This is a genomic window from Bacillus sp. HMSC036E02, assembly GCF_001836235.1.
In the GTDB taxonomy this organism is placed as follows: Bacteria; Bacillota; Bacilli; order Bacillales; family Bacillaceae_G; genus Bacillus_A; species Bacillus_A cereus.
In genome coordinates, this window is record NZ_KV827854.1 from 1 (window position 1) to 24,840 (window position 24,840).

Genomic DNA, 24,840 nt, shown 5'->3' on the forward strand with positions numbered 1-24,840 from the left:
AACAGAAGAAAGTAGAAGAACAGAAGAAAGTAGAAGAGCAAAAGAAAGCGGAGTAACTGCTTTAGTGAAACAGCCGGAAAACAAGAATGTGGTGTAAGAGAGAGTGAACGAATAAGCAAGACTAGTAATATTTATACGAGTGTGAGGGAACGTTAGCCCTCACCTCTTTGTTTTTCTTTTTTCTTATAGTATTAAATGATTTGAGTGTGAAAAAAGTTATAAATTATCATTGTTTTTTTCTGAAAAGTCTAAATGATATTGAGAAATAAAAATAACTGAAAATATTAATAAATATGTGTTGTGTTTATATAGGGTTGTTCGTTATAATGAACATAAGGTTTTTAAAAAAGAACGCATATTAGCTAAGCTAATATAGTTTTCTTTACATCTCTTATTGAAAAATAAGTGATAAAAATATAAAAAAAAGCTAGGGGGAATTGATTGTGAGTCTGAAAAAGAAATTAGGTATGGGAGTTGCATCAGCAGCATTGGGGTTAGCTTTAATTGGTGGAGGAACATTTGCATTCTTTAGCGATAAAGAAGTATCAAACAATACATTTGCAGCTGGGACGTTAGACCTTACATTAAACCCTAAGACGCTTGTAGATATTAAAGATTTAAAACCAGGGGATTCTGTTAAGAAAGAGTTCTTATTACAAAACAGCGGTTCGTTAACTATTAAAGACGTTAAATTAGCAACAAAGTATACTGTTAAAGATGCAAAAGGTGATAATGCTGGTGAAGACTTTGGTAAGCACGTTAAAGTAAAATTCCTTTGGAACTGGGATAAACAAAGTGAGCCTGTATACGAAACAACTTTAGCAGACTTACAAAAAGTTGATCCAGATCTTTTAGCTAAAGATATCTTTGCTCCTGAGTGGGGAGAAAAGGGTGGATTAGCAGCTGGTACAGAGGATTATCTATGGGTACAATTTGAATTTGTAGATGATGGAAAAGATCAAAATATCTTCCAAGGTGATACATTGAATTTAGAATGGACATTCAATGCTAACCAAGAAGCTGGGGAAGAAAAATAATAAAAAAGCGGGTATTCCCGCTTTTTTTTATAAAGAAAAAGAAGTGCTGGTTGTAAGCACTTCTTTCTATTATTATTTTTGATTTTGCTTCCACTTTGTAAATTCAAGAAATTCACGAAATTGTTCTTTGGAGACACCAGAGTTCATTGCATCTTTAACGAGTTGTGTCCATTCGGAGTCTAGGTTAGTTTCCTTTGTTGTTTCATCATGAAGTAAAGTATCAACTGGAATTTGTAGAACTGCTGCGATCTTTTCAAGAAACTGAATGGAAGGGTTTTTTTGTAAATTTCGTTCTATAGAACTAATGTAAGATTTAGCAACGCCAGCTTTTTCGGCAAGTTCAGTTAATGAAATCCCTTTTTGTAAACGAAGGCGTTTTATACGTTCTCCAATCATATTTGCGCACCTTTCTATCAATATGTAGTTGTCTTATGATGTCATTATTATAACATAAACTTCGTTAAAAAGAACAAACCTATTGAGCCTGACTGGATGGCTTCATACGTTGGAAAAATTGCTCGATGTCTTGCATGGCGATACCAGCATCTAGAGCTTCAAGTATTAAATCAATCCATTCTTGATCCAGTGCGTCTGTCTTATCTTTGTACAAATGTAATTCCTCCCTAATTATCGGTCATAATTGCTGCTACAGAATACATGATAATGAAATCCGATTTTGTGTTTTATATAGTGAATTATCAAATATTGTGTAGATGAAACAAAGATAAAATCCCCATTAAACTCCCTCTATGGAAATTATAAATTGTTCGATAAAAACTTTCAATATTTTCAGAAAACATTGTTGAATTGTGATATATTCGTATGCTAACTATGAAATTTTTACAAATATATTAAAAACATTACATAATATGACTAAATATTGAAAAAATATTGAATTTTTAATAAAATTCAATTTGTAATACATATTATTTATTAGGGGAGGAAATAAGGGATGAACAAGAAACCGTTCAAAGTTTTGTCATCAATCGCATTGACAGCTGTATTAGGCCTTTCATTCGGAGCTGGCACTCAATCTGCATATGCTGAAACGCCTGTGAATAAAACAGCTACGAGCCCAGTTGATGATCATTTAATTCCGGAAGAACGTTTAGCAGATGCATTAAAAAAACGTGGGGTAATTGATTCGAAGGCTTCAGAGACAGAAACAAAGAAAGCAGTCGAAAAGTATGTAGAGAACAAAAAGGGTGAAAATCCTGGGAAAGAAGCAGCGAATGGGGACCAACTTACGAAAGATGCATCCGACTTTTTAAAGAAAGTGAAAGATGCGAAAGCAGACACGAAAGAAAAATTAAATCAACCAGCAACAGGCACACCTGCAGCGACAGGCCCAGTTAAAGGCGGTCTAAATGGCAAAGTACCAACTTCTCCAGCGAAACAAAAAGACTATAACGGTGAAGTTCGTAAAGACAAAGTACTCGTTTTACTTGTAGAGTACGCTGACTTTAAACATAATAATATCGACAAAGAGCCTGGATATATGTATTCTAACGATTTTAATAAAGAACATTATGAAAAAATGTTATTCGGCAACGAGCCATTCACATTAGATGATGGAAGTAAAATTGAAACGTTTAAACAATATTACGAAGAACAATCTGGTGGTAGTTACACAGTGGACGGAACAGTTACAAAATGGTTAACAGTTCCTGGTAAGGCGGCTGATTATGGTGCAGATGCTGCTAGCGGCGGCCATGATAATAAAGGACCAAAAGGGCCACGTGATTTAGTAAAAGATGCATTAAAAGCAGCTGTAGATAGTGGTATTGATTTATCAGAGTTCGACCAATTTGATCAATACGATGTAAATGGTGATGGAAATAAAAATCAACCAGACGGTTTAATCGATCACTTAATGATTATTCATGCGGGTGTTGGACAAGAAGCAGGCGGTGGTAAATTAGGCGATGATGCAATTTGGTCGCACCGTTGGACAGTTGGACCAAAGCCATTCCCAATTGAAGGTACACAAGCGAAAGTACCATATTGGGGTGGAAAGATGGCAGCATTCGACTACACAATTGAACCAGAAGATGGAGCGGTTGGTGTATTCGCACATGAATATGGTCACGATTTAGGTCTTCCAGATGAGTACGATACACAATATAGTGGTCAAGGTGAGCCGATTGAAGCTTGGTCTATTATGAGTGGCGGAAGCTGGGCTGGTAAAATCGCTGGAACGACGCCAACGAGTTTCTCACCACAAAATAAAGAGTTTTTCCAAAAAACAATCGGTGGTAACTGGGCAAATATCGTAGAAGTAGATTACGAGAAATTAAATAAAGGTATCGGTCTAGCGACATATTTGGATCAAAGTGTTACGAAATCTAACCGTCCGGGTATGATTCGTGTTAACTTACCAGACAAAGATATAAAAACAATTGAGCCGGCATTTGGAAAACAGTATTACTACAGCACAAAAGGTGATGATCTTCATACGAAGATGGAAACACCACTGTTCGATTTAACAAATGCAACGACTGCAAAATTTGACTTCAAATCATTATATGAAATTGAAGCAGAGTATGATTTCCTTGAAGTACACGCTGTAACGGAAGATGGTCAACAAACGTTAATTGAAAGACTTGGTGAGAAAGCAAATAGTGGAAATGCACATTCGACAAATGGAAAATGGATTGACAAATCATATGATTTAAGTCAATTCAAAGGCAAGAAAGTAAAATTAACATTTGATTACATTACTGATGGTGGTTTAGCATTAAATGGATTCGCTCTTGATAATGCTTCATTAACAGTAGATGGTAAAGTAGCATTCTCTGATGACGCAGAAGGTACACCACAATTAAAATTAGATGGTTTCGTTGTATCTAACGGAACAGAGAAGAAAAAACATAACTACTATGTTGAGTGGAGAAACTATGCTGGGGCAGATAACGCGTTGAAATTTGCTCGCGGTCCAGTATTTAACACTGGTATGGTTGTATGGTATGCAGATTCAGCTTATACAGATAACTGGGTTGGTGTACATCCAGGACACGGTTTCCTTGGTGTAGTTGATTCTCATCCAGAAGCAATTGTTGGTACTTTAAATGGTAAACCAACAGTTAAGAGTAGTACACGATTCCAAATCGCTGATGCAGCGTTCTCATTCGACAAAACGCCAGCTTGGAAAGTCGTATCTCCAACGCGTGGAACATTTACGTATGATGGTTTAGCAGGCGTACCAAAGTTTGATGATTCTAAAACGTATATTAATCAACAGATTCCAGATGCAGGACGTATTTTACCGAAGCTTGGTTTGAAATTTGAAGTAGTAGGACAAGCTGATGATAATTCTGCAGGTGCTGTTCGTTTATATCGTTAATACAGTAAAACTACCGAGAGATTTTCTTTCGGTAGTTTTTTTGTGAGCAATGAATTTTATATAGCTGAAAAAGTCATATATAATGTAACCTTAAGAATAGAAATTTGTTATATATGAAGTCTATATAAATAATGAAAGAATTGGATAAAAATAGTGGGAGAAGGTGAGTGAATGAGTATTTCCTCTATTGTAAGTAGGCAAAAGGAATATTTTTTAAAAGGGCATACGAGAAGCATCGAAATGAGAAAGAATAATTTGAAGAAGCTTTATGAAGGCATTCAGCGTTTTGAAGAAGAAATATTTCAGGCATTGAAATTAGATTTAAATAAGTCAGTTCACGAGTCGTTTACAACGGAAGTTGGATATGTATTAAAAGAAATTTCCTTTCAATTGAAACATATGTCATCGTGGAGTAAACCGAAACGAGTTCGAACAGCACTCACTCATTTTGGATCAAAAGGAAAAGTAGTGCCAGAACCGTATGGTGTGACGCTTATTATTGCACCGTGGAACTATCCTTTTCAATTAGCAATTGCACCACTTGTAGGAGCACTGGCAGCTGGAAATACAATCGTTTTAAAGCCGTCAGAGTTAACGCCAAGCGTTTCAAAAATGCTTAAGAGAATGTTAGATGAATTATTCCCAGAAGAGCTTGTAGCGGTAGTAGAAGGTGGCGTTGAAGAGAGTACATCTTTGCTGAGGGAACCGTTTGATTATATTTTCTTTACTGGTAGTGTTGGAGTTGGAAAAGTTGTAATGGAAGCAGCAGCGAAACAGTTGACACCGCTCACTTTAGAACTTGGCGGGAAAAGTCCTTGTATTGTACATAAAGATGCAAAGATAGAGATGACAGCAAGAAGAATTGCTTGGGGTAAGTTTTTAAATGCAGGGCAGACGTGTGTAGCGCCTGATTATATGTATGTGCATTCTTCCGTGAAAGAAAAGCTAATTGAGGCACTGCGACATGAAATTACAGAGCAGTATAGTAAAGAACCTTTGCGAAATGAAAATTATGTGCGTATTGTAAGTGAGCGTCATTTTGAACGATTATGTGGATTCTTACAAGATGGTCAAGTCGTAATTGGTGGAAACTATAAGAAAGATACATTACATATTGAACCGACAGTACTAGCGGATATTACATGGAAAGATACTGTTATGGAAGATGAAATTTTTGGTCCGATTTTACCAATCATAGAGTACGACAACATAGAAGATGTAATTGGCACAATCCAGCAACATCCGAAGCCGTTAGCGTTATATGTATTTTCTGAAGATAAAGAAGTACAAAAGAAAGTGACGAGTAATATTTCATATGGTGGAGGCTGTATTAATGATGTTGTCTATCATCTTGCCACGCCATATTTACCTTTTGGGGGTGTTGGAAGTAGTGGATTAGGGGGTTATCATGGGAAAGAAAGTTTTCGGACTTTTTCACATTATAAAAGCATTTTAGCCCAATCTACAGTATTCGACATGAAAATTCGTTACTCTTCTACAAAAAGTGCTTTAAAATTCATACGAAAGTTGTTAAAATGATGATGGTGTTTATCAGTAGGCGTAGCCGTATGATAATAGCCCCTTCGCAATGGAAGGGGTTTTTCTGTTCGACGTTATGTATCATGCGAAAATGAATCCAACATACTACATAAAGAATAGAAACGAACGCTTGTTAAATAATCATTTTTGTTTGGATCGAAACAAAAAATAGTCTATAGAACATAAATATTTATTCATGAATATAAAAATTAAAAATTTAAGGTAGATAGGACGGGAAAATGAAAAAGATTATTAAAGTTGAAGCAGTTGAAAAACATTTTGGAAATCAAGTGATTATCCCACCTCTTTCTTTAGATATTAAAGAGGGAGAGTTTTTAACAATTTTAGGGCCGAGTGGCTGCGGGAAAACGACGTTACTTCGTATGATCGCAGGATTTGAAACTCCAACTAAAGGGAATCTTTTATTAGATGATGAAAGAATTAACGATTTGCCGCCATATAAGCGTCATATGAACCTAGTGTTCCAACATTACGCACTATTCCCACATATGACAGTAGAGAAGAATATTTGTTTTGGTATGAAAATGCAGAAAGTATCAGCAGCAGAGCAGAAAGAGCGTGCTGAAGAGGCAATGCGTTTAACGCAGTTACTTGAGTTCCGTAATCGTAAACCTGCGAAGCTTTCTGGTGGACAACAGCAGCGTGTTGCAATTGCAAGAGCGATTGTAAATAATCCGCGTGTATTACTATTAGATGAGCCACTTGGAGCGCTTGACTTTAAGTTACGAAAAGACTTGCAACGTGAATTGAAAAACTTACAACGTAATTTAGGAATTACGTTCATATACGTAACGCACGATCAAGAAGAAGCAATGAGCATGAGCGATCGTATTGTAGTTATGAATAAAGGACATATCGAACAAATCGGAACACCTAAAGAAATTTATAATAAGCCGAAAACATTGTTCGTTGCGACATTCATCGGTGAAAATAATATTGTGAAAAACGGGGAAGGCTATGTAGCAATTCGCCCTGAAAATGTAAAAGTACGTTCGGTTGAAGAGTCAATTTTAAAAGAATACCATCTTGGACATATTGAAGATATCGAGTTTGTCGGAAATATGGAGAAGCTTTATGTACGTGATGAGAAAACATCAGAATTACTAATGGCATATCAAACTGCTGAAGAGGCAGCGCAGTGGAGCATTGGAGATAATGTATATGTAGGCTGGGAGCAAGAGGACGAGGTGACCTTAAATTGAAAAAAGGGAAATTACTCGCACTACCTACAGTCGCGTGGCTGTTAATTTTCTTCCTAATCCCGCTCGTATTCGTATTAGGATTCGCCTTCATGCAGCGCGGAGCTTACGGGACAGTAGAAATGCAATTTACGCTGGAGAATATATCCCGTGTGTTTGATCCTTTGTACTTAGGAACGTTATGGGAAACTGTTAAGATCGCAGTTATTACAACAGTAATATGTTTATTAATTGGTTATCCGTTTGCGTATACAATTACAATTGTTGACCGCAAATACCGCTCTATTCTTTTATTATTGGCAACGATCCCGTTTTGGATTAACTTTCTTGTTCGTTCATACGCATGGATTGTTATTTTACGTTCACAAGGTCTTGTGAATACGTTGTTATTAAAGCTTGGCATTATTAGTGAACCGTTAAATTTATTATATAATACTCCTTCTGTAATACTCGGAATGGTCTATTCTTTATTACCATTTATGATTTTACCAGTGTATGCAGCAATTGAGCAGCTGGATAAGCGTAAGCTAGAAGCGGCTTATGATTTAGGAGCAACACCAATAAAGGCATTTTGGAATATAACAGTGCCGATGACTATGTCAGGAATTGCGACTGGTTCTATTTTAGTATTCGTTTCTTCTATCGGAATGTTTGTTGTATCAGACGTGATGGGCGGATCGAAAGTAGCATTAATCGGAAACGTTATTCAAAATCAATTCTTAGGTGCACGTGACTGGCCATTTGGATCTGCGTTATCGATTATCGTTGTTCTATTCTCTGTTCTGTTAATTTACTTATATTATCGTGCAACGAAAGTATATAAATATAATGAGAACGGAGGGGAATAGGCAAAGATGAAGAAGTTTTTAGTTTCTTATTCTTGGTTAATTTTGTTATTCTTGTATTTTCCAATGATGGTTTTAATGGTCTATTCTTTCAACGACTCTCGCATTAATGCGGAGTGGGAAGGTTTTACATTCCATTGGTATACAGATTTATTTCAAAAACAAGATGTTATTGATGCATTTGTAAATAGTATTACGATTGCAGTTATAACAACGATTGTGACAACGGTACTTGGTGTATTCTTTGCAATTGCTTTACATCGTTATAAATATCGTTTCGAAGGGGCTATTAATGGCCTTGTATATTTACCAATTTTAATTCCTGATATTTTAATGGGATTATCTTTACTAATTCTTTTCAGCCAGTTAGGAATGGAACTTGGACAAACAACGATTATTATTGCACATATTACATTTAGTATTTCGTTTGTTGTTGTTATTTTAGCTGCGCGTCTTTCAAGTATGGGACGTGACTTAGAAGAAGCTGCAAATGATCTAGGAGCAACGCCTTGGCAAACGTTTCGTTATGTAACGTTCCCAGCAATTGCACCGGGAGTTATTTCGGCAGCATTATTAACATTCACATTATCAATTGATGATTTTGTAATTAGTTTCTTCGTATCAGGACCAGGATCAACAACATTGCCATTATATATTTACAGTATGGTTAAGCGCGGAGTATCACCAGAAATTAATGCTCTTTCTACAATTTTAATTGTTGCTATCGTAGGATTAATGGTTCTATCTGAAATCTTCCGGAACAAAGGTGCAGATGGTGAAGAAAACTCTGGAGGACACCTTCCTTTATAATACGAACGATATAGAAAGTACAAGGGGGTAATAAACCGATGGAATTAATGAAAAGAATAGCTGGCGCAGCAATTAGTTTTAGCCTTGTTGCTGGTGTGCTTGCTGGTTGTGGTGAAAAGAAAGAAGAATTAAATATTTATAGCTGGGCTGACAATTTTGATGAGCAAGTGCTAAAAGATTTTGAAAAGAAATATAATGTGAAAATTAACTATGACAAGTACGCAAGTAATGAAGAAATGCTTGCGAAATTACAAGCTGGTGGCGCAAAGTATGACTTAATCCAGCCGTCGGATTACATGGTTAAAACAATGGCGAAAATGGACTTATTAGCGCCGTTAGATAAAAAGAATATCCCGAATATCGAAAATATGGTTTCTAATTTCAAAACACCTGCGTTTGATCCAGAGAATAAATATTCTTTAGTGTACACTTGGGGTGTAACAGGGATTGCATACAATAAAAAGTATGTGAAAGAAGCACCTACAAGCTGGGCGGACTTATGGAATGAGAAATATAAAGGACATGTAACGTTACTGAACGATTCTCGTGAGGTATTAGGAGTGGGTCTTAAGAAGCACGGGTTCTCAAACAGTACGAAAGACGATGCACAATTAAAGACAGCAGCAGATGATTTAAAGAAGCTGCTTCCAAACTTATTAGCATTTGATACAGATAACATTAAACAAAAATTCATTACAGAAGATGCTTGGATCGGAACAGTTTGGTCTGGAGATGCAGCATTTATCGCAAAAGATAATAAAGATGTAGAATATGTTGTACCGAAAGAAGGCGGCACAATTTGGGCTGATACGTTAGCAATTCCAAAAGGTGCAAAACATAAAGAGCTTGCTGAGAAATTTATGAACTACTTACTAGATGAAAAAGTAAGTGTGAAAAACTACGAGTCAATTGGTTACAGTAATCCAAATGAAAAAGCTCATCCTCTTCATAGTAAAGAATACCGTGATAATCACATGATTTTCTTAACGAAAGAAGAGTTAGATCGTACAGAATGGCTTGTTGATGTAGACGATAAGTTAAAAGACTATGATCGTTACTGGACAGAGCTAAAAACAAAAGGTAAATAAGTAAGGAAATGCGGTTTCTAAAGTAGAAATCGCATTTTTTCATAGTAGGAGGAAATCGTTTGAATAAGAAGTTACATCAGTATGAGGTAATGTGTATCGGTTTGTTATTTGCTGTATTTGGTATTGTTGCTTGGCGCGTACATGCAGGTGGCGTTACAGTGATGGATACATATGTCCGTGGATTAGTAAGAGGGCTACAAACGGAAAGTTCTCTTATATTTTTCTCGTACTTTACAAAATTGGGATCAGCAATTGGGATAGTCGCTACGCTCGTCATAAGCTTGCTTGTTTTTTGGAAGAAGCGTTATTATGCTGCGATGATTGTATATCCAATGGGAATTTTAATAACACATCTTGTGAATAAAGGGATAAAAGAGATTGTAAAGAGAGAACGTCCGTCATTAAATGAAGCGCTAGATGCACTTGGATATAGTTTTCCTAGTGGACATGCAATGCTATCGATTATGACATTTGGATTTCTTACTTATATCATTGCTGCTAATTTGAAAAGCGTAGCTGGGAAATGTGTCACAACGATTTTGATGGGTATAGTAATTCTATCGATTGGATTAAGTAGAGTCATTTTAAATGTACATTACCCAACTGATATTTTAGCTGGTTACTGCGTAGGTGGTATTTTGTTAATTATCGCGATTTACTACCATCGTTTACTTACTGAGAGATTAGGGTTTAATAAAGAGAGATAGAAAAACGTCTGGAAAAACTATTATTATAGTTTTTCCAGACGTTTTTTGTTTATATCAAGATGTGATACAGTATAAGTGACAATTGAATTATTTAAAGTAGGTGAAAATGTGTGAAGACAAACGTACATAAAGTTGATAAGTGGGGGAAGTTAGGAGCCTTTTTGTATCAGTTTCGTTATACAGTAATTGTAGCGTTACTGTTGCTCGCAATCGCACTTGGGATTTTTGCTCCAAAGCTACCGGGAGTATTAGGTGGTGACGGTTTCCAAACGGAAGGCGACTATCAAAAAACAAAAGAAATTTTAGATCAAGATTTTAAGAAGTCTCAAGATACGCTTCTGCTCGTTTTTGAGAAAAATAAAGATGCTTCGCATGAGGAATTTAAAAAGCGAATAGATGAAATTGTAAAGAATGTTCAAGAGAAAGAGAGCTATGAATCTTTCCATCACCCAATCCAAAATAAAGAAATGCTACAAGATGACATCGGTTATGCGACAATTTTATTTTCCGGGAAAACAAATAAAGAAAGAATGGAAAAGACATTACAATTTGCTGATGAGATTGGGAAAGAAAGTAATGTAGCATTAAAAGTAACACCTACAGGATTCCCGAAAATTAATCAAGAGATTAATGAAAGAACGCAAAATGATTTAAAAGTAGCAGAAATGATTGGATTACCAATTGCGTTTCTTGTATTACTATTTTCGTTTGGTAGTCTTTTGGCATCAATTTTACCGATTTTGAATGGGGCGCTTAGTGTTATTAGTACGATGGGGATATTGTATTTCATCGGTGTTGATAAAGAACTATCTATTTTCGTGTTAAACGTTGCGCCGATGATTGGACTTGCATTATCTATTGATTTTGCGCTATTATTTGTGAACCGTTTTCGAGAGGAAGTTGCTAAACGAACGGTAAAAGAAGCGATAGCAATTACATATCAAACGGCAGGACGTGCGATTGTATTTTCAGGATTATGCGTATTTGTTGGGTTATCCGGTTTGTTTTTCTTTAAGATAGATTATATTCAATCTGTCGCGATTAGCGGAATGATTGTTGTCATTATGAGCATTTTATTCTCACTCACACTTCTTCCAGCACTATTATCGTTAATAGGTAAAAGAATATTAAAAAAGAATCAAGTAGCACATACGCCGGCAAAAGCATGGCGTAAATTTGCACAATTTGTGATGAAACATCCAATTGCAATGATTATTGTTGTTACAACATTTATTGTTATTTGCTTATTACCATTACGTACAGCGAATTTGCAGTTCCCTGGTGTTGAAGCTTTACCTGAAAAGAGTGATACAAGGATTGCATATGAAAAGTATGAAGAAGCATTTAATGAAACTTTCAAAACACACGCTGATGTTACGTTAGTTGTAGAGACGAAAAAAGATATGAAAGAAAAAGAAAGTCTACAAAAGATAGAAGAAGTCGTTCAAAAGTTAAAAGATGATAAGAAAGTACATGAAGTAAGAAGTTTATACGACGGGTTAACTGGAATGAAAGCAGATCAAGTTGTTGGAATATTGCAGTCGCCAGAATCAGCGAAACTAACTCCTGTATTTGAAGCATACACGCAAGGGAATAAGACGACGATAGAAATCTTTTTGAAAACAAAACCACGTACAGAGACTGCAAAACAGTGGGTACGTGACTTTAAAAAGAACTATAAAGAAACGGATGTTACGTATTATCTAGGCGGAATGACGACGTTTCAACAAGAATTAGAAGATGAAATTAAAGATAAAGTTGTAATTGGTATGTCTGTTATATTTGGATCGACCTTTGTTATATTATTATTTGCATTCCGATCTATACTCATTCCAATTAAGGCAATTGTTATGAATATACTTAGTTTAAGTGCAACCATTGGAATTGTTGTTTGGTTATTTGAAGGTGGTCATTTCGGTTTAGAAGCAAGTCCGGTTCTGTTTGTCTTACCAATCTTCATTTTTGGCCTCGTATTTGGGCTTAGTATGGATTATGAAGTATTTCTTATTTCACGTATTCATGAGCTCTATGAAGAAACAGGAGATAACGATCAAGCAACGTTAGAAGGGCTCGTTTCAACAAGTAGAATCATTACATCAGCTGCTTTAATAATGATTGTTGTAACTGGTGCATTCGCATTTACTGATATTTTACCAGTAAAGCAGATGGGTCTTGGCGTTGCATTAGCAATATTTCTTGATGCAACAATTATTCGTCTTATGCTCGTACCAAGCTTAATGAAGTTATTTGGAGACTGGAACTGGTGGTTACCATTTCGAAAAAAACGAGAAAAAGCATCGTAAAAAATGCTCATCAATATGATGAGCATTTTTTATGAATAGCAAAGCCTACATTTTGCAAATAGTATGTGATAAGAACATTACATAATAAGTAGGTGAAGGCAATGTTTCGTTATTTTAAGTTTAAGTTAAATGATACAGTACAGTTTGCCGAGAACGATGGGCATATGTATCGCATTGTCGGTTATCGGTTAGAAAAAGGATTTTATCCAAAAGATGAATGGACTCATATCATTTATGAACTACTTAGAGAATTTGATGGGTATACGATGGATGCAGAAGAGGAAGAACTTGTAAAGGTCGTTCAAGTAGAGGATGAGTATTACAAAATACAAGAAGTATCAGGTTATCGCTATCCAGTAAAAATGAAACAAAAACAACAAGTGATGAAAATAGAAAAGATGGACGATTTATTAGATGCTTACAATGATTATAAAAGGTTGGCGGATTTCTTTAAAGATTTATCGTATGAACAAAAAGCTGAAGAAGTATTATTAGAAATGAAAAGACTTAGAGCTTGAGGGGCAGTCTATTATAAGACTGTCCTCTATTTTTGACAGTGCATCAAAGTGTGTTTTCCGTTACAATGAGAGAATCAATAGAAATAAGGTGATAAACAGTATGGAAACAAAGAAAAAGGGCGAATGGTGTGAAATTATCGTTCCAGCTAAATGGAATGGTATAAGTATTGAATCGGTATTAAAAGTAGAATGGGAAATACCGAAAAAGCTATTACATCAGCTTCGTATGGAAAAAGGTGTTACGGTTAACGGGGAACAAAGAAGATGGAATGAGCTTTTAAAAGAGAACGATAAGTTACAAGTCTATATGTTTGCGGAGGAAGAGTACGGTGTAGATCCAGAATATGGTGAATTACATGTAGTATACGAAGATGATCACGTACTTATCGTAAATAAACCAGAGCAAATGGACACACACCCTGCTGAAAAAGGTGGAACCGGGACGCTTGCAAATCTTGTTGCTTTTCATTTTCAAATGCAAGGTTTAGAGACGAAGGTGCGTCATATTCATCGTTTAGATAAAGATACGACAGGTGGTGTCGTGTTTGCTAAGCATAGAATTGCTGGTGCAATTATGGATCGTCTATTAATGGAAAGAAAAATTAAAAGAACGTACGCAGCGCTCGTTGAAGGGAAAGTAAAGAAGAAACAAGGAAAGATTGATGCTGCTATCGGAAGGGACCGCCATCATGCTACAAGGCGTCGTATTTCTCCAAAAGGTGACCAAGCTATCACATATTATAAAGTAGAAAAGTATTTTAAGAAGCAAAACACGACTTTCGTAACGTTACAATTAGAAACGGGTAGAACACATCAAATTCGTGTTCATATGAGTCATAATGGTAATCCACTAGTTGGGGATGTATTATATGGTGGACAAACAAAATATATGTCCAGTCAAGCATTGCATGCGATGAAGATAAATTTCTTGCATCCAATTACGAAAGAAGCAATTGAAGTTGATGTGCCGTTTCCTACAAATTTAAATAAAAAAATAAAAGAATTTCAAAAAGAAAATGCGTAAAGTATAAGTTTTAACTTGAAAAAAGTAGATTTTTGCAGGGATTTCTCTAAAAGAAGCGAAGCCGTTAAGAGAAAAGAGAGGTGAGAATCACTTGATCAAATATAAGTATGTACTTGGAATATTTTTCGCTTGTCTTTTACTTACTCTATTTCTCTATCCCTATTTACCAAATCGTATGGCAGTACATTGGAATGTAAATGGTGAGCCAAACGAGTTTATGAGTAAACAAGTTGTTGTAGCATTTATTCCTTGTTTTATTATTTTTTCATATGGATTTTTGTATATTATTTCACATAATATATTTAAGTTTAATGAAAGAGAGCATGGTATTATAGGCGGATTTATAAAGAAAATTACGTTATTTATGTTGTTTATTCATATGCTTATCCTCTTTATTAATTTTGGGGATTTGATATCCTTTCAAACAGGATTAACGATTGGGATTAGTATGTTTCTTTTTATGCTGAGTAAAGAATTTAAGAAAATAAAAGGCAAAGAAAAAGATCCAATTAAATTACAAAAAATTCGTTTAGTAAGTAGACGAATTTTTCAAGTGATGGCATGTGGCATATTGTTTTCATTGTTTTTGAACTTAGAGTGGGGATTTTATGTATTGCTTAGTGTAATAAGCTGTGGATCTATGTTGTTTATGTTATATATTTTCTATTCATACATAATAGAAAGCTATGAAACTTAAAAAAGAGTCTTCTCATGGGAAGACTCTTTTAATCTATTTATTTCGTAATAAATTGTTGTGTCCAGTAGTTGCCGCTTTCTACATAGCCAACACCGATGTGAGTGAAGCCGTTATTTAAGATGTTTGCACGGTGTCCAGCGCTGTTCATCCAAGCTTGTACTACTTCTTCAGGTGTACGTTGGCCTTGAGCGATGTTTTCACCTGCAGATGTATAAGAAATACCAAATTTCTTCATCATATCAAACGGAGATCCGTATGTAGGACTGTTATGATCAAAGTAGTTGTTTTTTTGCATATCTTCAGACTTAATACGTGCTACTTTACTTAATTCAGTATCAATTTTTAGTGCTGGTAAGCCTTGTTTTGCACGCTCAGCGTTTGTTAATTCAACAACACGTTGTTCGAACTCGCTTAAAGATTTTGCTTCTTCAGCAGGCTTTTGCTCAGCTGGTTTTTGTTCAGCAGGTTTTTGAGTATTGTTGTTTTCAGCAGGTTTTTGAGCTTCTGGTTTTTGAACTTCTTCAGCAGGCTTTTGCTCGGCTGGTTTTTGTTCAACTGGCTTTTGAGTTTCTGGCTTAGCTGTTGGTTGCTCAGTTACAACATTTTCAGTAGGTTGTTGACCAGGAATGAAGCAGTTTGGTTGGAAGTTTCCTTGTTGCCATTGTGCTAATGATTCAACTCCCATAGATTGTAAGAATGCTTGTAATTCTTGTTGGCTCATTTGTTTCATCATCACTTTTGAATGCTGAATATTTTGAACCTTTAAGTTAGATGGTTGTACTGTTGCAGCTTGTGCATCTAGAGAAGATACTCCTAAAGTAAGAGCTGTTGCAGCAGCTACAGATAATAAAACACGCTTTTTCATGATGTGTGTCCCCCTATATAAAGTTTTAATTTGTTTTCACACGATTTGTTTTTGACAGCCTGTCTGACTGACAAATTCATCGTAGCATACAATTTGCGAGAAAAAAGATGGAAAAAAATTCATATACTTTAAAATTACCTAATTTATCCTAAGAGAAGGAGGGAGCAAAAATAAGAGAAATATAGAGTATAAAAGGAATTTATAGTGTTTTTATACTTGGTTTTAAGAGGGGGTTTTTGGATAAAGTTACCTAAATAGAAAATGAAGAATCCTATTGTATCAATGGTTTGAGCGATTTTTTGAGGAATATAATGGATTGATTTTTACAAAACTGTAATGTTTCTGTTGTTCTTTTTTATAATAAAGTAACATATTTTTAATGTTGTAGCAGACAAAAAAGCGGCTATCTCTTTACATAGACGAAGGAGATAGCCGTTTTCCTATTATTACGTATGTTACGAGTTATTACGAGTTAGTTTCAATTGCTTCTAATAATAAATCCACAATGTGAATTCCTCTTATCTTATGAGAAAGCCCTTCTCGCTCAATACCCAATTTCATTTGTAATAAACAACCTGGATTTGCAGTAACAATGGTTGCTGCTTCTGTTTCATGCACACGGTCCATTTTGTAATCTAGAAATTCCATTGATAACTCTGAATGAACAATATTGTAAATACCAGCAGAGCCACAGCAACGATCGGCATCTTTCATTTCTCGATATGTTGCACCTTGGATAGCCTCTAGTAACATACGAGGTTCAGAAGATGTGCGCATAACATTGCGTAAATGACAAGAGTCTTGATACGTAATAACTTGCGGCGTGAGTCGTAAGTCAGTTCGCTTATGGAAGTCTAGTTCTACTAGTATAGCAGTAATATCTTTAATCTTAGAAACAAACTGCTTAGCACGTTCAGCCCAATCCGGATCATCCTTTAAAAGATAATCATAGTCTACGAGGTAAGCTCCGCAACCACCTGCATTCGTAATAATATAGTCGATGTTTAAGTCTTCGAATGCTTTTATATTGCGCTTTGCTAATTCTTTTGCTCCACTCTTTTCACCAGCATGTCCATGCAATGCACCGCAGCAACTTTGTGTTTTCGGAATAACGATATCACAACCAGCTAATTGAAGAAGTTTCATCGTTGCGTTATTTGTTTCTAAAAACATCGTATCCATTAAGCAGCCTGTGAAGAATGCAACTTGTTTTTTCTTTGTACTTTCTGCAGGTAAAAATGAAGGACGATCTTTCATCGCTTTCATTTTAGGGACTTTTGGTAAAACGAGATCCATCGTTGCAAGTGTTTCGGGGAATAACTTCATAATCCCTGTTTTATGTGTTAGCGTTTGTAAACCAGAACGTTGATAAAATCCGATTAGTCCAGTTAATGTTCTCATTCGATTTTGATGGGGGAATAATCCTTCAAAAACGACTTTTCGAACAGCTTTCACTGGCACCGAGAATTTTTTATTTTGATTAATAATATCACGAGCTTCTTCTAATAAATGCCCATAATTTACACCAGATGGACAAACAGGCTCACAAGCACGGCAACCAAGACAAACGTTTAATGTATTCTCAACATCTTCATCTGGTTCGATTAAACCATCGACGACAGCTTTCATTAATGCGATACGTCCGCGCGGTGAATGTGACTCTTTATATCCGGATTGAATGTAGGTAGGACAAGTAGGTAAACAAAAACCGCATCGCATACAGTTTAGTAATTCATCTTCACTTAATCGTTCTTTAAATTCTTTTTGAATATTTTCTTTATTCAATGTCGTCATCGCTCAACCACCACTCTTTTTCGGGTGTCTTTCGCGAACATTTTTCCAGGATTCATAATGTTATTTGGATCGAAAGCTTGCTTTATTTCTTGCATAGCTGCAATACCTTCCTTACCTAATTTCATTTCTAAATATGGAGCTTTCATCGCACCAACACCATGTTCACCAGTAATTGTGCCACCAAGTTCAATTGCTTTCGCAAATATTTCAGCAAAAGCTTGTTCAGCTCGGTGCATTTCTTCTGCATTACGAGCGTCTGTCATACAAGTTGGATGTAAGTTACCATCACCAGCGTGTCCAAACGTACAAATAGGAATATTATATTTTTTTGCAATGGTATTAATAGCTTCAACCATTGGAGCTATTTGTGAACGTGGTACAGTTGCATCTTCTAATATTGTAGTAGGTTTTAATCGTGCGAGCGCTGATAGGGCACTACGGCGAGCGGTACGAAGCGCATCTGCTTCCGTCTCATCTTTTGCAACGCGAACATCAACTGCATTCATAGAGTGACAAACGTTAGCCATTTTTTCAATATCTCGATTGACTACTTCGGGTGGACCGTCTTGTTCGATTAATAAAATTGCTTTTACATCTGTAGGTAAACCGATTTGTGCAAACTCTTCTACTACTTCAATTGTCGGTTGGTCTAAAAACTCCAGTGTTGCTGGAATGATTTTATTTGCAATAATAGAAGAAACAGCACGTGCAGCTTCATTAATATCTTCATATAATGCAAGCATTGTTTTCTTTGTTTCAGGCATAGGAACAAGTTTTAATATGGCTTCTGTTACCACGCCAAGTGTTCCTTCAGAACCGATAAATAAACGAGTTAAATCGTAACCAGCTACATCTTTTGCTAATTTACCACCAGTGCGAATAATATCACCATTTGGTAAGACAAGTTCAAGCCCCATTACATAATCACGTGTTACGCCATATTTCAAACCGCGTAATCCACCTGAGTTTTCATTAATATTACCGCCGATTGTAGAAATTTTCATCGAGCTTGGATCTGGTGGATAAAATAAACCTTTTTCTTCTACCGCTTTAATAATATCAAGTGTAATGACACCAGCTTGTACAGTAATTGTTAAGTTTTCTTCATCAATTTCTAAAATATTGTTCATATGGCGGAAAATAAGGACGATACCGCCTTCAAGTGGACATGTTCCTGCGCAAAGATTTGTTCCAGACCCGCGCACATACACAGGAATTTTGTGAGTGTTACATACTTTTAACACTTCAGCTACTTCATTTGTATTACGAGGAGCAATGACTGCATCAGGCATTGCTTGGAAGTTTGGAGTGGCATCATAACTATAAGTTAAACGCCCCATATTGGATGTATCTACATTATCTTCGCCAACAATAGATACGAATGAATGAATAATTTGTTTTTCTAACATTGGAAATCCCCCTCAAACTGTTAACGTGTTTAGTTATAATAAACAACGTGGTAACAGTGCTTTCATTATAATGATAAAAAAGTCGAGGGATTCTTTCTATGTATAATCATCTAAAGATTAATCTGTTTTATCGTTCTTTTTTGTATGATTATCTAATAGGAGGAGTGCGAAGTATAAAACGTTTAAGTCTTTGAATTGTTTTGGATCAAGTCCTGTATGTTCTTCAATCTTTTTTAGCCTATAATGTAAGGTGTTAATGTGTATATGTAATTGTTTAGCTGTCTGTTTATAAGATTGGTTATAATCGATAAATAAGCGTAAAGTGTGCATAAGCTCAGGAGATGATAGTAAGCTTTCGATGGTACGCTCTAGAAATTGTTCACGCGTTTCGGCAGAAATATCTTGTAAACACATTTCTAAACGTAAATCTTCATTAAATACAATTTTTTTCGTTTCCAATGATACAGAAAGAGCACGTAATGCTTGTTCGTAACATATGTTCATATTGTTTGGGGTAACTGTTTGCCCAATCCCGATATATAAAGGAATAGAAAATAAAGCTTCGCAGTCTTGTTTTAACCGTTTTAAAAACTGATAAGTTTGTTCTTTGGAGCTCATCGCTGTAAATAAAATAAAACGATCATTTCCCCAGCGAACAAATAGATGCTCTTTTGTTAAAATATTTCGTACATGTTGCCATATTTTACGCTGGAGCATTGTGTCATTTTTGCCAATAGAAAACAAAACAAGTTGTTTTTTCTTATATAAATCAATGCCAAGTGTTTTGGCACGATCAAGAAAACTCGGGGACCACTCTGTATTTTGAAGCCAATCAAAGACAAAAGCTTCATAAGAACGGTGCTCAAGTTCTAATTGCTCTAAAAAGTAGTTTTCATGAATTAATAATTCGGTCATCTTACGCAATATTTCTCCGTAGCGTGAAATATTTTCAGGTTCTCCGGTAATCCCAATGACACCAATTACTTCATCATGAAATAATAGAGGAAGATTCATCCCAGCCTTTACACCTTGCAATCGCCTTTCATCTTCTTTTGTAATGATGACGGTTTTCTTTTGTTTAGCGCAGCGGAGTGCACCTTCATGAAATTGGCCAATTCTTTCTGTATCTGTACTTGCGATAATAACGCCTTCTATATTAATGATAATTATATTTTCTGTAATTAGTCTGCGTACTTCTCGTACAATTTTATTCGCTAAATCAGGAAATAGCATAATTGACACACCTCAAATTCTATTTGTTGTACATTATATATGTAAATTGAGTAAGAAAGGGGAATTTCACACTTTCCACACATTTATTTGTTATTTTACAATTATAACGAAATCATCTGAAGATGGAGGGAATCTTTTGAGAAAGTATGTTTTTCTTCTCTGTTTTTTATTTCTATTAGTAGGGTGTCAAGGAAGTTCATATACACCAATTGCTAAAGATAAAAATGTTATTATAACTACGAATATAAAAGAAGGCAGTATTAGTTTTATTGATAAAAAAGATAAAAAGTTAATTACGACATGGGAACTAAATGAGCCAATGGCTGGAATCACACTGCTTCCAAATGGCGATGAAATACTTGTATACGGTAAGCAATTAGAATATATGTATGTATATTCACTAGCGGAAGGAAGGCAAGTGGGAAAATATAAAACTGGAAAGGGCATTGTAAATGTGGTCGTATCAGCAGATAAAAAACAATTATTTGCTGCTGATCAAAATGTTCAAAAGGTAAGGTTCTTTACGATAAATGGGAAAGAGACAGGAAATGTTTCAACAGGAAAAGGGCCTATAACGATGGTAGAGTATCAGAATCGGTTATCTGTACTAAACTTTTATGATACGAAACTAACGACAATTGATACGAAGAAAAAAGAAGTTGTTCAATCCTTTATGATTCCGCCAGCATCAACAGGAGCGACGATTAGTCCTGATGGGAAAGAAATATGGATTGGCGGGCATGGTGATGGAAATCAAGTGAATGAGAAAGTATTAGTGTATTCTTTACAGAGCGGTGAAATGGTACGTTCTTTACACGCTCCATTTATGCCTGTGAACATAACGAAAGATAATAAGTACGTATATGCATTAAGCCACGGTTCGAATATGCTTAGAAAATTTGATATTAGTACGTATAAAGAGGTAGCTTCCGTTGAAATAGGCTCAAATCCATTTGCATTTTTGAAAAGCGGAGCAGAAGGATATGTAGCAAGTTATGATAGTGATGAAGTGTGCGTCATGGATATGAAGAGTATGAAAATAAAACAAACAATTAAAGTCGGAAAAGGACCGTTTCAACTCATAGAGAGGGAAGGGAAGGACAATGAATAAATATAGAGTGCTAGTTGTAGATGATGAAAGTGATATGAGGCAGCTTGTTGGAATGTATTTGGATAACTTTGGATATGAGTGGGGAGAAGCTGAAAACGGAAAAGAGGCTCTTAAAAAACTAGAAACGGATCATTATGATTTCGTTGTATTAGATATAATGATGCCAGAAATGGATGGACTTTCAGTTTGTAAAGAAATTAGAAAAACGTCAGATGTGCCGATTATATTTTTAACCGCAAAAGGTGAAGAGTGGAATAGGGTGAATGGCTTACGTATGGGAGCAGATGATTATATTGTAAAACCGTTTAGTCCTGGTGAATTGGTTGCCCGTATGGAAGCTGTACTAAGAAGATATACAAAGCAAGAACAGCAAGAAGAGATTCAATTTGGACCAATTCTTATCAATGAAAAAAGCAGACGAATTGAGGCGAATGGTGAGTCGATTTCTCTTACTGTAAAAGAGTTTGATTTACTATATTTTCTTTGTCAGCATACAGGACAAGTATTTAGCCGGGAGCAATTACTTGAAAAGGTATGGGGATATGATTATGCCGGAAGTACAAGAACAGTAGATACGCACGTGAAAACGATGCGCTTGAAGCTTGGAGAAAGTGGAAACTACATTCAAACTGTTTGGGGTGTAGGCTATAAATTTGAGGTGTAACATATGTTTACGATGGTACAAAAACTTTGGCTTACAGTAGTATGTGCAGTATGTGTAACAGTGTCCTTTCTTTATTTCGTATCTTTATACTCGTATGAAAAGTTATACGTTGATAATTTAAAAACTTCGTTAGTAATGGAAGGGAAAAATCTTGCTGCTCAATATGATAAGCGTGAAGGAATATCAACTTTTGAAGAGAAAGTAAGATCGTTTGATCAAATATCTAGTTCAGACGTTATTTTCGTATCTAATCCGCGTGATTTAAGCGCATGTTTGCCTTTTGATGTGCATCATCATTCTCTTATAAGTGAAGGAGATAGGCAAACGCTATTAGATGGGAAAACTGTGACAAAAATAGGATATGAAGAACATTTTGACCGTAATATTATGGGGGTTGTCATTCCTGTATTGGAAAATAAAAAATTAGTCGGAATTGTCTATTCGTATATTCCTTTAAAAAGTATAAAAGATTTAATCTATGATATGGGTCTTATTTTAGCACCGTTAGCAATTGCTATGATTTTAATTACGATATGGGTTGGAAGAAAAATTATAATTGCAATTACGAAGCCACTTTCGCAAATGGAGCGGGTTGCAAATCATTTGGCTACGGGAGATTTTTCGGAGCGGATTACAGTTTCTTCAGAGGATGAAATTGGACGATTAGGAAAAGCATTTAATAAAATGGCAAATTCATTAGAAACAGAAGATGTAAAGCGTAAGGAATTTTTAGCAAATGTTTCGCATGAACTTAGAACACCACTTAGTTATATAAAAGGGTATAGCGAGGCTATTTTAGATGGTGTTGCAAAGGGAGCTCAGCAGGAAAAAGTAACGCAGCTAATTCATAAAGAAGCAGGTCGTATGCAGCGTCTCGTTCATGACTTGTTAGACTTAGCACAATTAGAAGGTGAGCACTTTCCGTTAAAGAAGCAACCTATCGTTTTTTCACAGCTGATTGAAGACGTATTAGATACGTATGAGATTAAGTTTATAGAAAAGGAAATTCATATTTCAACCAATTTAAATCCAGAGGTCATTGTCATGATTGATGAGGATCGTATGCAACAAGTGCTTCATAATGTGTTAGATAATGCGATACGATATACAAATCAAAAAGGAAATATCGTTATAACTTTAGAGCAAATCGATGATTACTGTGAATTAAAAATAAAAGATACAGGAATTGGCATTGATATAGAGCATTTGGAGAATCTTGGGGAACGCTTTTACAGAGTTGATAAAGCGAGAAGTCGTCAACATGGTGGAACAGGTTTAGGCCTTGCTATTGTGAAACAAATTGTTCATATACATGGTGGACAGTGGAAAATTGAAAGTGAAAAAGATAAGGGAACAACGGTTATTATTAAACTGAATGTACAGGATGAGGGGGGCATGTTCTAATTTTTAGGGCATGTTCTTTATATTGAAGAAAATATTTATCCCGCTATTCGCCGGTCAGTAAGACCCTCACCTCAAAATTCAGCGGAAGCAAAGAAGTTAGGTGGAGGCACTGCTGCCCGTAAAAGCCCGATTGGTGAGGGCTAATAATCAGTGGGGGATGAACAAAACCCTCACTGATTAAAGTTTCACTTTATACGTAAAAATATAAATTAATATGTAATAAATATCGAAAATTTGACTATTTTATGAACAAAACATTTGTACTTCTTATCAATTCGGTCTAAAATAGTTATGATGCAAAGTTCTTATAAATCGTTTCAATTGTTGTTTGGAAGATACTGAGGTGATTTAACTGGAGTACAAATCTATTAAACCGAAAAAAATTTACGAAGAAGTATCTGAAGCTATTTTAACAATGATTAAAAATGGTACGTTAAAACCTGGTGACAAACTACTCCCTGTGCATCAATTAGCTGAGCAGTTTCAAGTTGGCAGATCTGCTGTTCGTGAAGCGCTAAGTGCGCTAAGAGCGATGGGCTTAATTGAGATGAAACAAGGAGAAGGTACATATGTGAAGAACTTCGATTCTTCTTCATTAACGAAATCATTAAACAATAGATTATTAATGAAGAAAGAAGATATTTTGAATTTATTAGAAGTACGAAAGGTGCTTGAAGTGGGGGCAGTTCGAGTAGCGGCGGCAAAACGTACGGAAGATAATTTACAAAATATGAAACATTGGTTAGATGAAATGGCAAAGAGCATTGGAGATGAAAAGGCTGGCGAAAAAGCCGATTTTCAATTTCATATGGGAATTGCAGAGTCTTCGCATAATAGCATTTTGCTTGAACTCATGAATCATGTTTCAGAGATGATTGCTGAAACGATTGGTGAATCAAGACGCATTATTTTATATGGTGAACAAACGACATCAGAACGACTTATAGAAGAGCATCAAGTTATATATGATGCGGTGTTAAAACAAGATGTAGAATTAGCGCAGCAAGCAATGCTAGATCACTTAACAAATGTAGAACATATTGTCACAGGTAAAAACGATATAAATTCGTAATTTAATCTTTTAAAAATTTAATTTTCTGATAAAATAGAGAAAGATTAAGTAAGCGTTTTCTTTAGAAGAGGGAGAGGATAGGCCATGGTTGAGCCTATTTCTTCTCTGCTTAGTCATCTGATGACCATATGTTTGTTGGTGAAGTTGTAAAAAGGGG

General features: G+C 35.6%; 22 protein-coding genes. 16 read left to right on the forward strand and 6 right to left on the reverse strand.

The features are described from left to right. Positions 1–443 precede the first annotated feature (443 nt). Positions 444–1,037, forward strand: a complete 594-nt coding sequence (gene calY, locus HMPREF2590_RS15805; RefSeq protein ID WP_000053713.1) for a biofilm matrix protein CalY — start codon at positions 444–446, stop codon at positions 1,035–1,037. A 72-nt stretch (positions 1,038–1,109) separates the two neighbouring features. Here the strand turns inward: calY and HMPREF2590_RS15810 are convergent, their stop codons facing one another. Both HMPREF2590_RS15810 and HMPREF2590_RS15815 read right to left on the reverse strand, forming a co-directional pair. Continuing rightward, complete coding sequence (locus HMPREF2590_RS15810) at positions 1,110–1,433, reverse strand: helix-turn-helix domain-containing protein (protein ID WP_000578885.1); 324 nt, start codon at positions 1,431–1,433, stop codon at positions 1,110–1,112. A 79-nt stretch (positions 1,434–1,512) separates the two neighbouring features. Continuing rightward, on the reverse strand, positions 1,513–1,647 hold the full coding sequence (locus HMPREF2590_RS15815; RefSeq protein ID WP_000276219.1) for an anti-repressor SinI family protein: 135 nt from the start codon (positions 1,645–1,647) through the stop codon (positions 1,513–1,515). A gap of 342 nt (positions 1,648–1,989) precedes the next feature. Between HMPREF2590_RS15815 and inhA1 the strand changes: the two genes are divergently transcribed. From inhA1 to HMPREF2590_RS15870, 11 genes are all read left to right on the forward strand, one after another. Continuing rightward, complete coding sequence (inhA1, locus tag HMPREF2590_RS15820) at positions 1,990–4,380, forward strand: M6 family metalloprotease immune inhibitor InhA1 (protein WP_001035945.1); 2,391 nt, start codon at positions 1,990–1,992, stop codon at positions 4,378–4,380. 171 nt (positions 4,381–4,551) lie between these two features. Then, positions 4,552–5,919, forward strand: a complete 1,368-nt coding sequence (locus HMPREF2590_RS15825; RefSeq protein ID WP_000028380.1) for an aldehyde dehydrogenase — start codon at positions 4,552–4,554, stop codon at positions 5,917–5,919. 239 nt (positions 5,920–6,158) lie between these two features. After that, positions 6,159–7,142 carry a spermidine/putrescine ABC transporter ATP-binding protein PotA gene (gene potA / locus HMPREF2590_RS15830; RefSeq protein WP_000720336.1) on the forward strand — a complete coding sequence of 328 codons (984 nt, stop codon included), beginning with the start codon at positions 6,159–6,161 and terminating at the stop codon, positions 7,140–7,142. Continuing rightward, positions 7,139–7,987, forward strand: a complete 849-nt coding sequence (gene potB / locus HMPREF2590_RS15835) for a spermidine/putrescine ABC transporter permease PotB (RefSeq protein ID WP_000715500.1) — start codon at positions 7,139–7,141, stop codon at positions 7,985–7,987. Before potA ends, potB begins: the two co-directional genes overlap by 4 nt. A gap of 6 nt (positions 7,988–7,993) precedes the next feature. Then, a complete protein-coding gene (potC, locus tag HMPREF2590_RS15840) occupies positions 7,994–8,794 on the forward strand; it encodes a spermidine/putrescine ABC transporter permease PotC (protein WP_000714192.1) in 801 nt (266 codons plus the stop codon). Positions 8,795–8,832: 38 nt separating this feature from the next. Then, the gene (potD, locus tag HMPREF2590_RS15845; RefSeq protein ID WP_000422307.1) at positions 8,833–9,882 is read left to right on the forward strand and encodes a spermidine/putrescine ABC transporter substrate-binding protein PotD; all 1,050 of its coding nucleotides are present in this window, start codon (positions 8,833–8,835) and stop codon (positions 9,880–9,882) included. Positions 9,883–9,941: 59 nt separating this feature from the next. Further along, the gene (locus tag HMPREF2590_RS15850) at positions 9,942–10,589 is read left to right on the forward strand and encodes a phosphatase PAP2 family protein (protein WP_001035520.1); all 648 of its coding nucleotides are present in this window, start codon (positions 9,942–9,944) and stop codon (positions 10,587–10,589) included. A gap of 110 nt (positions 10,590–10,699) precedes the next feature. Then, positions 10,700–12,892, forward strand: coding sequence for an MMPL family transporter (locus HMPREF2590_RS15855; RefSeq protein ID WP_000856421.1), 2,193 nt, complete (start codon positions 10,700–10,702; stop codon positions 12,890–12,892). Between the two features lie 101 nt (positions 12,893–12,993). Next, entirely contained in the window at positions 12,994–13,410 is a 417-nt protein-coding gene (locus tag HMPREF2590_RS15860; RefSeq protein WP_000490301.1) for a hypothetical protein, read from the forward strand. 100 nt (positions 13,411–13,510) lie between these two features. Next, positions 13,511–14,434 carry an RluA family pseudouridine synthase gene (locus HMPREF2590_RS15865; protein ID WP_000448327.1) on the forward strand — a complete coding sequence of 308 codons (924 nt, stop codon included), beginning with the start codon at positions 13,511–13,513 and terminating at the stop codon, positions 14,432–14,434. Positions 14,435–14,525: 91 nt separating this feature from the next. Continuing rightward, a complete protein-coding gene (locus HMPREF2590_RS15870) occupies positions 14,526–15,131 on the forward strand; it encodes a DUF1648 domain-containing protein (RefSeq protein WP_000598995.1) in 606 nt (201 codons plus the stop codon). Positions 15,132–15,168: 37 nt separating this feature from the next. Here HMPREF2590_RS15870 and HMPREF2590_RS15875 read toward each other — a convergent pair whose 3' ends face one another. From HMPREF2590_RS15875 to HMPREF2590_RS15890, 4 genes are all read right to left on the reverse strand, one after another. Further along, the gene (locus HMPREF2590_RS15875) at positions 15,169–15,996 is read right to left on the reverse strand and encodes a CAP domain-containing protein (protein WP_000747588.1); all 828 of its coding nucleotides are present in this window, start codon (positions 15,994–15,996) and stop codon (positions 15,169–15,171) included. Positions 15,997–16,461: 465 nt separating this feature from the next. Then, a complete protein-coding gene (locus HMPREF2590_RS15880) occupies positions 16,462–17,790 on the reverse strand; it encodes a (Fe-S)-binding protein (protein ID WP_000209648.1) in 1,329 nt (442 codons plus the stop codon). Then, a complete protein-coding gene (gene glcD / locus HMPREF2590_RS15885) occupies positions 17,787–19,199 on the reverse strand; it encodes a glycolate oxidase subunit GlcD (RefSeq protein WP_003313096.1) in 1,413 nt (470 codons plus the stop codon). The genes HMPREF2590_RS15880 and glcD overlap by 4 nt, the downstream gene beginning before the upstream one ends. A 117-nt stretch (positions 19,200–19,316) precedes the next feature. Beyond that, positions 19,317–20,441, reverse strand: coding sequence for a CdaR family transcriptional regulator (locus tag HMPREF2590_RS15890; RefSeq protein ID WP_001999325.1), 1,125 nt, complete (start codon positions 20,439–20,441; stop codon positions 19,317–19,319). A gap of 127 nt (positions 20,442–20,568) precedes the next feature. Here HMPREF2590_RS15890 and HMPREF2590_RS15895 point away from each other — a divergent pair, with 127 nt between their 5' ends. From HMPREF2590_RS15895 to HMPREF2590_RS15910, 4 genes are all read left to right on the forward strand, one after another. Further along, positions 20,569–21,543 (forward strand): YncE family protein, encoded by a 975-nt coding sequence (locus tag HMPREF2590_RS15895; RefSeq protein ID WP_001234153.1) that lies wholly within the window; start codon positions 20,569–20,571, stop codon positions 21,541–21,543. Continuing rightward, the gene (locus tag HMPREF2590_RS15900) at positions 21,536–22,207 is read left to right on the forward strand and encodes a response regulator transcription factor (RefSeq protein ID WP_001046400.1); all 672 of its coding nucleotides are present in this window, start codon (positions 21,536–21,538) and stop codon (positions 22,205–22,207) included. The genes HMPREF2590_RS15895 and HMPREF2590_RS15900 overlap by 8 nt, the downstream gene beginning before the upstream one ends. Before the next feature lie 3 nt (positions 22,208–22,210). Further along, the gene (locus tag HMPREF2590_RS15905; RefSeq protein WP_000494817.1) at positions 22,211–23,611 is read left to right on the forward strand and encodes a sensor histidine kinase; all 1,401 of its coding nucleotides are present in this window, start codon (positions 22,211–22,213) and stop codon (positions 23,609–23,611) included. 382 nt (positions 23,612–23,993) lie between these two features. Beyond that, positions 23,994–24,683, forward strand: a complete 690-nt coding sequence (locus HMPREF2590_RS15910; RefSeq protein WP_254904472.1) for a FadR/GntR family transcriptional regulator — start codon at positions 23,994–23,996, stop codon at positions 24,681–24,683. Positions 24,684–24,840: the final 157 nt, after the last annotated feature.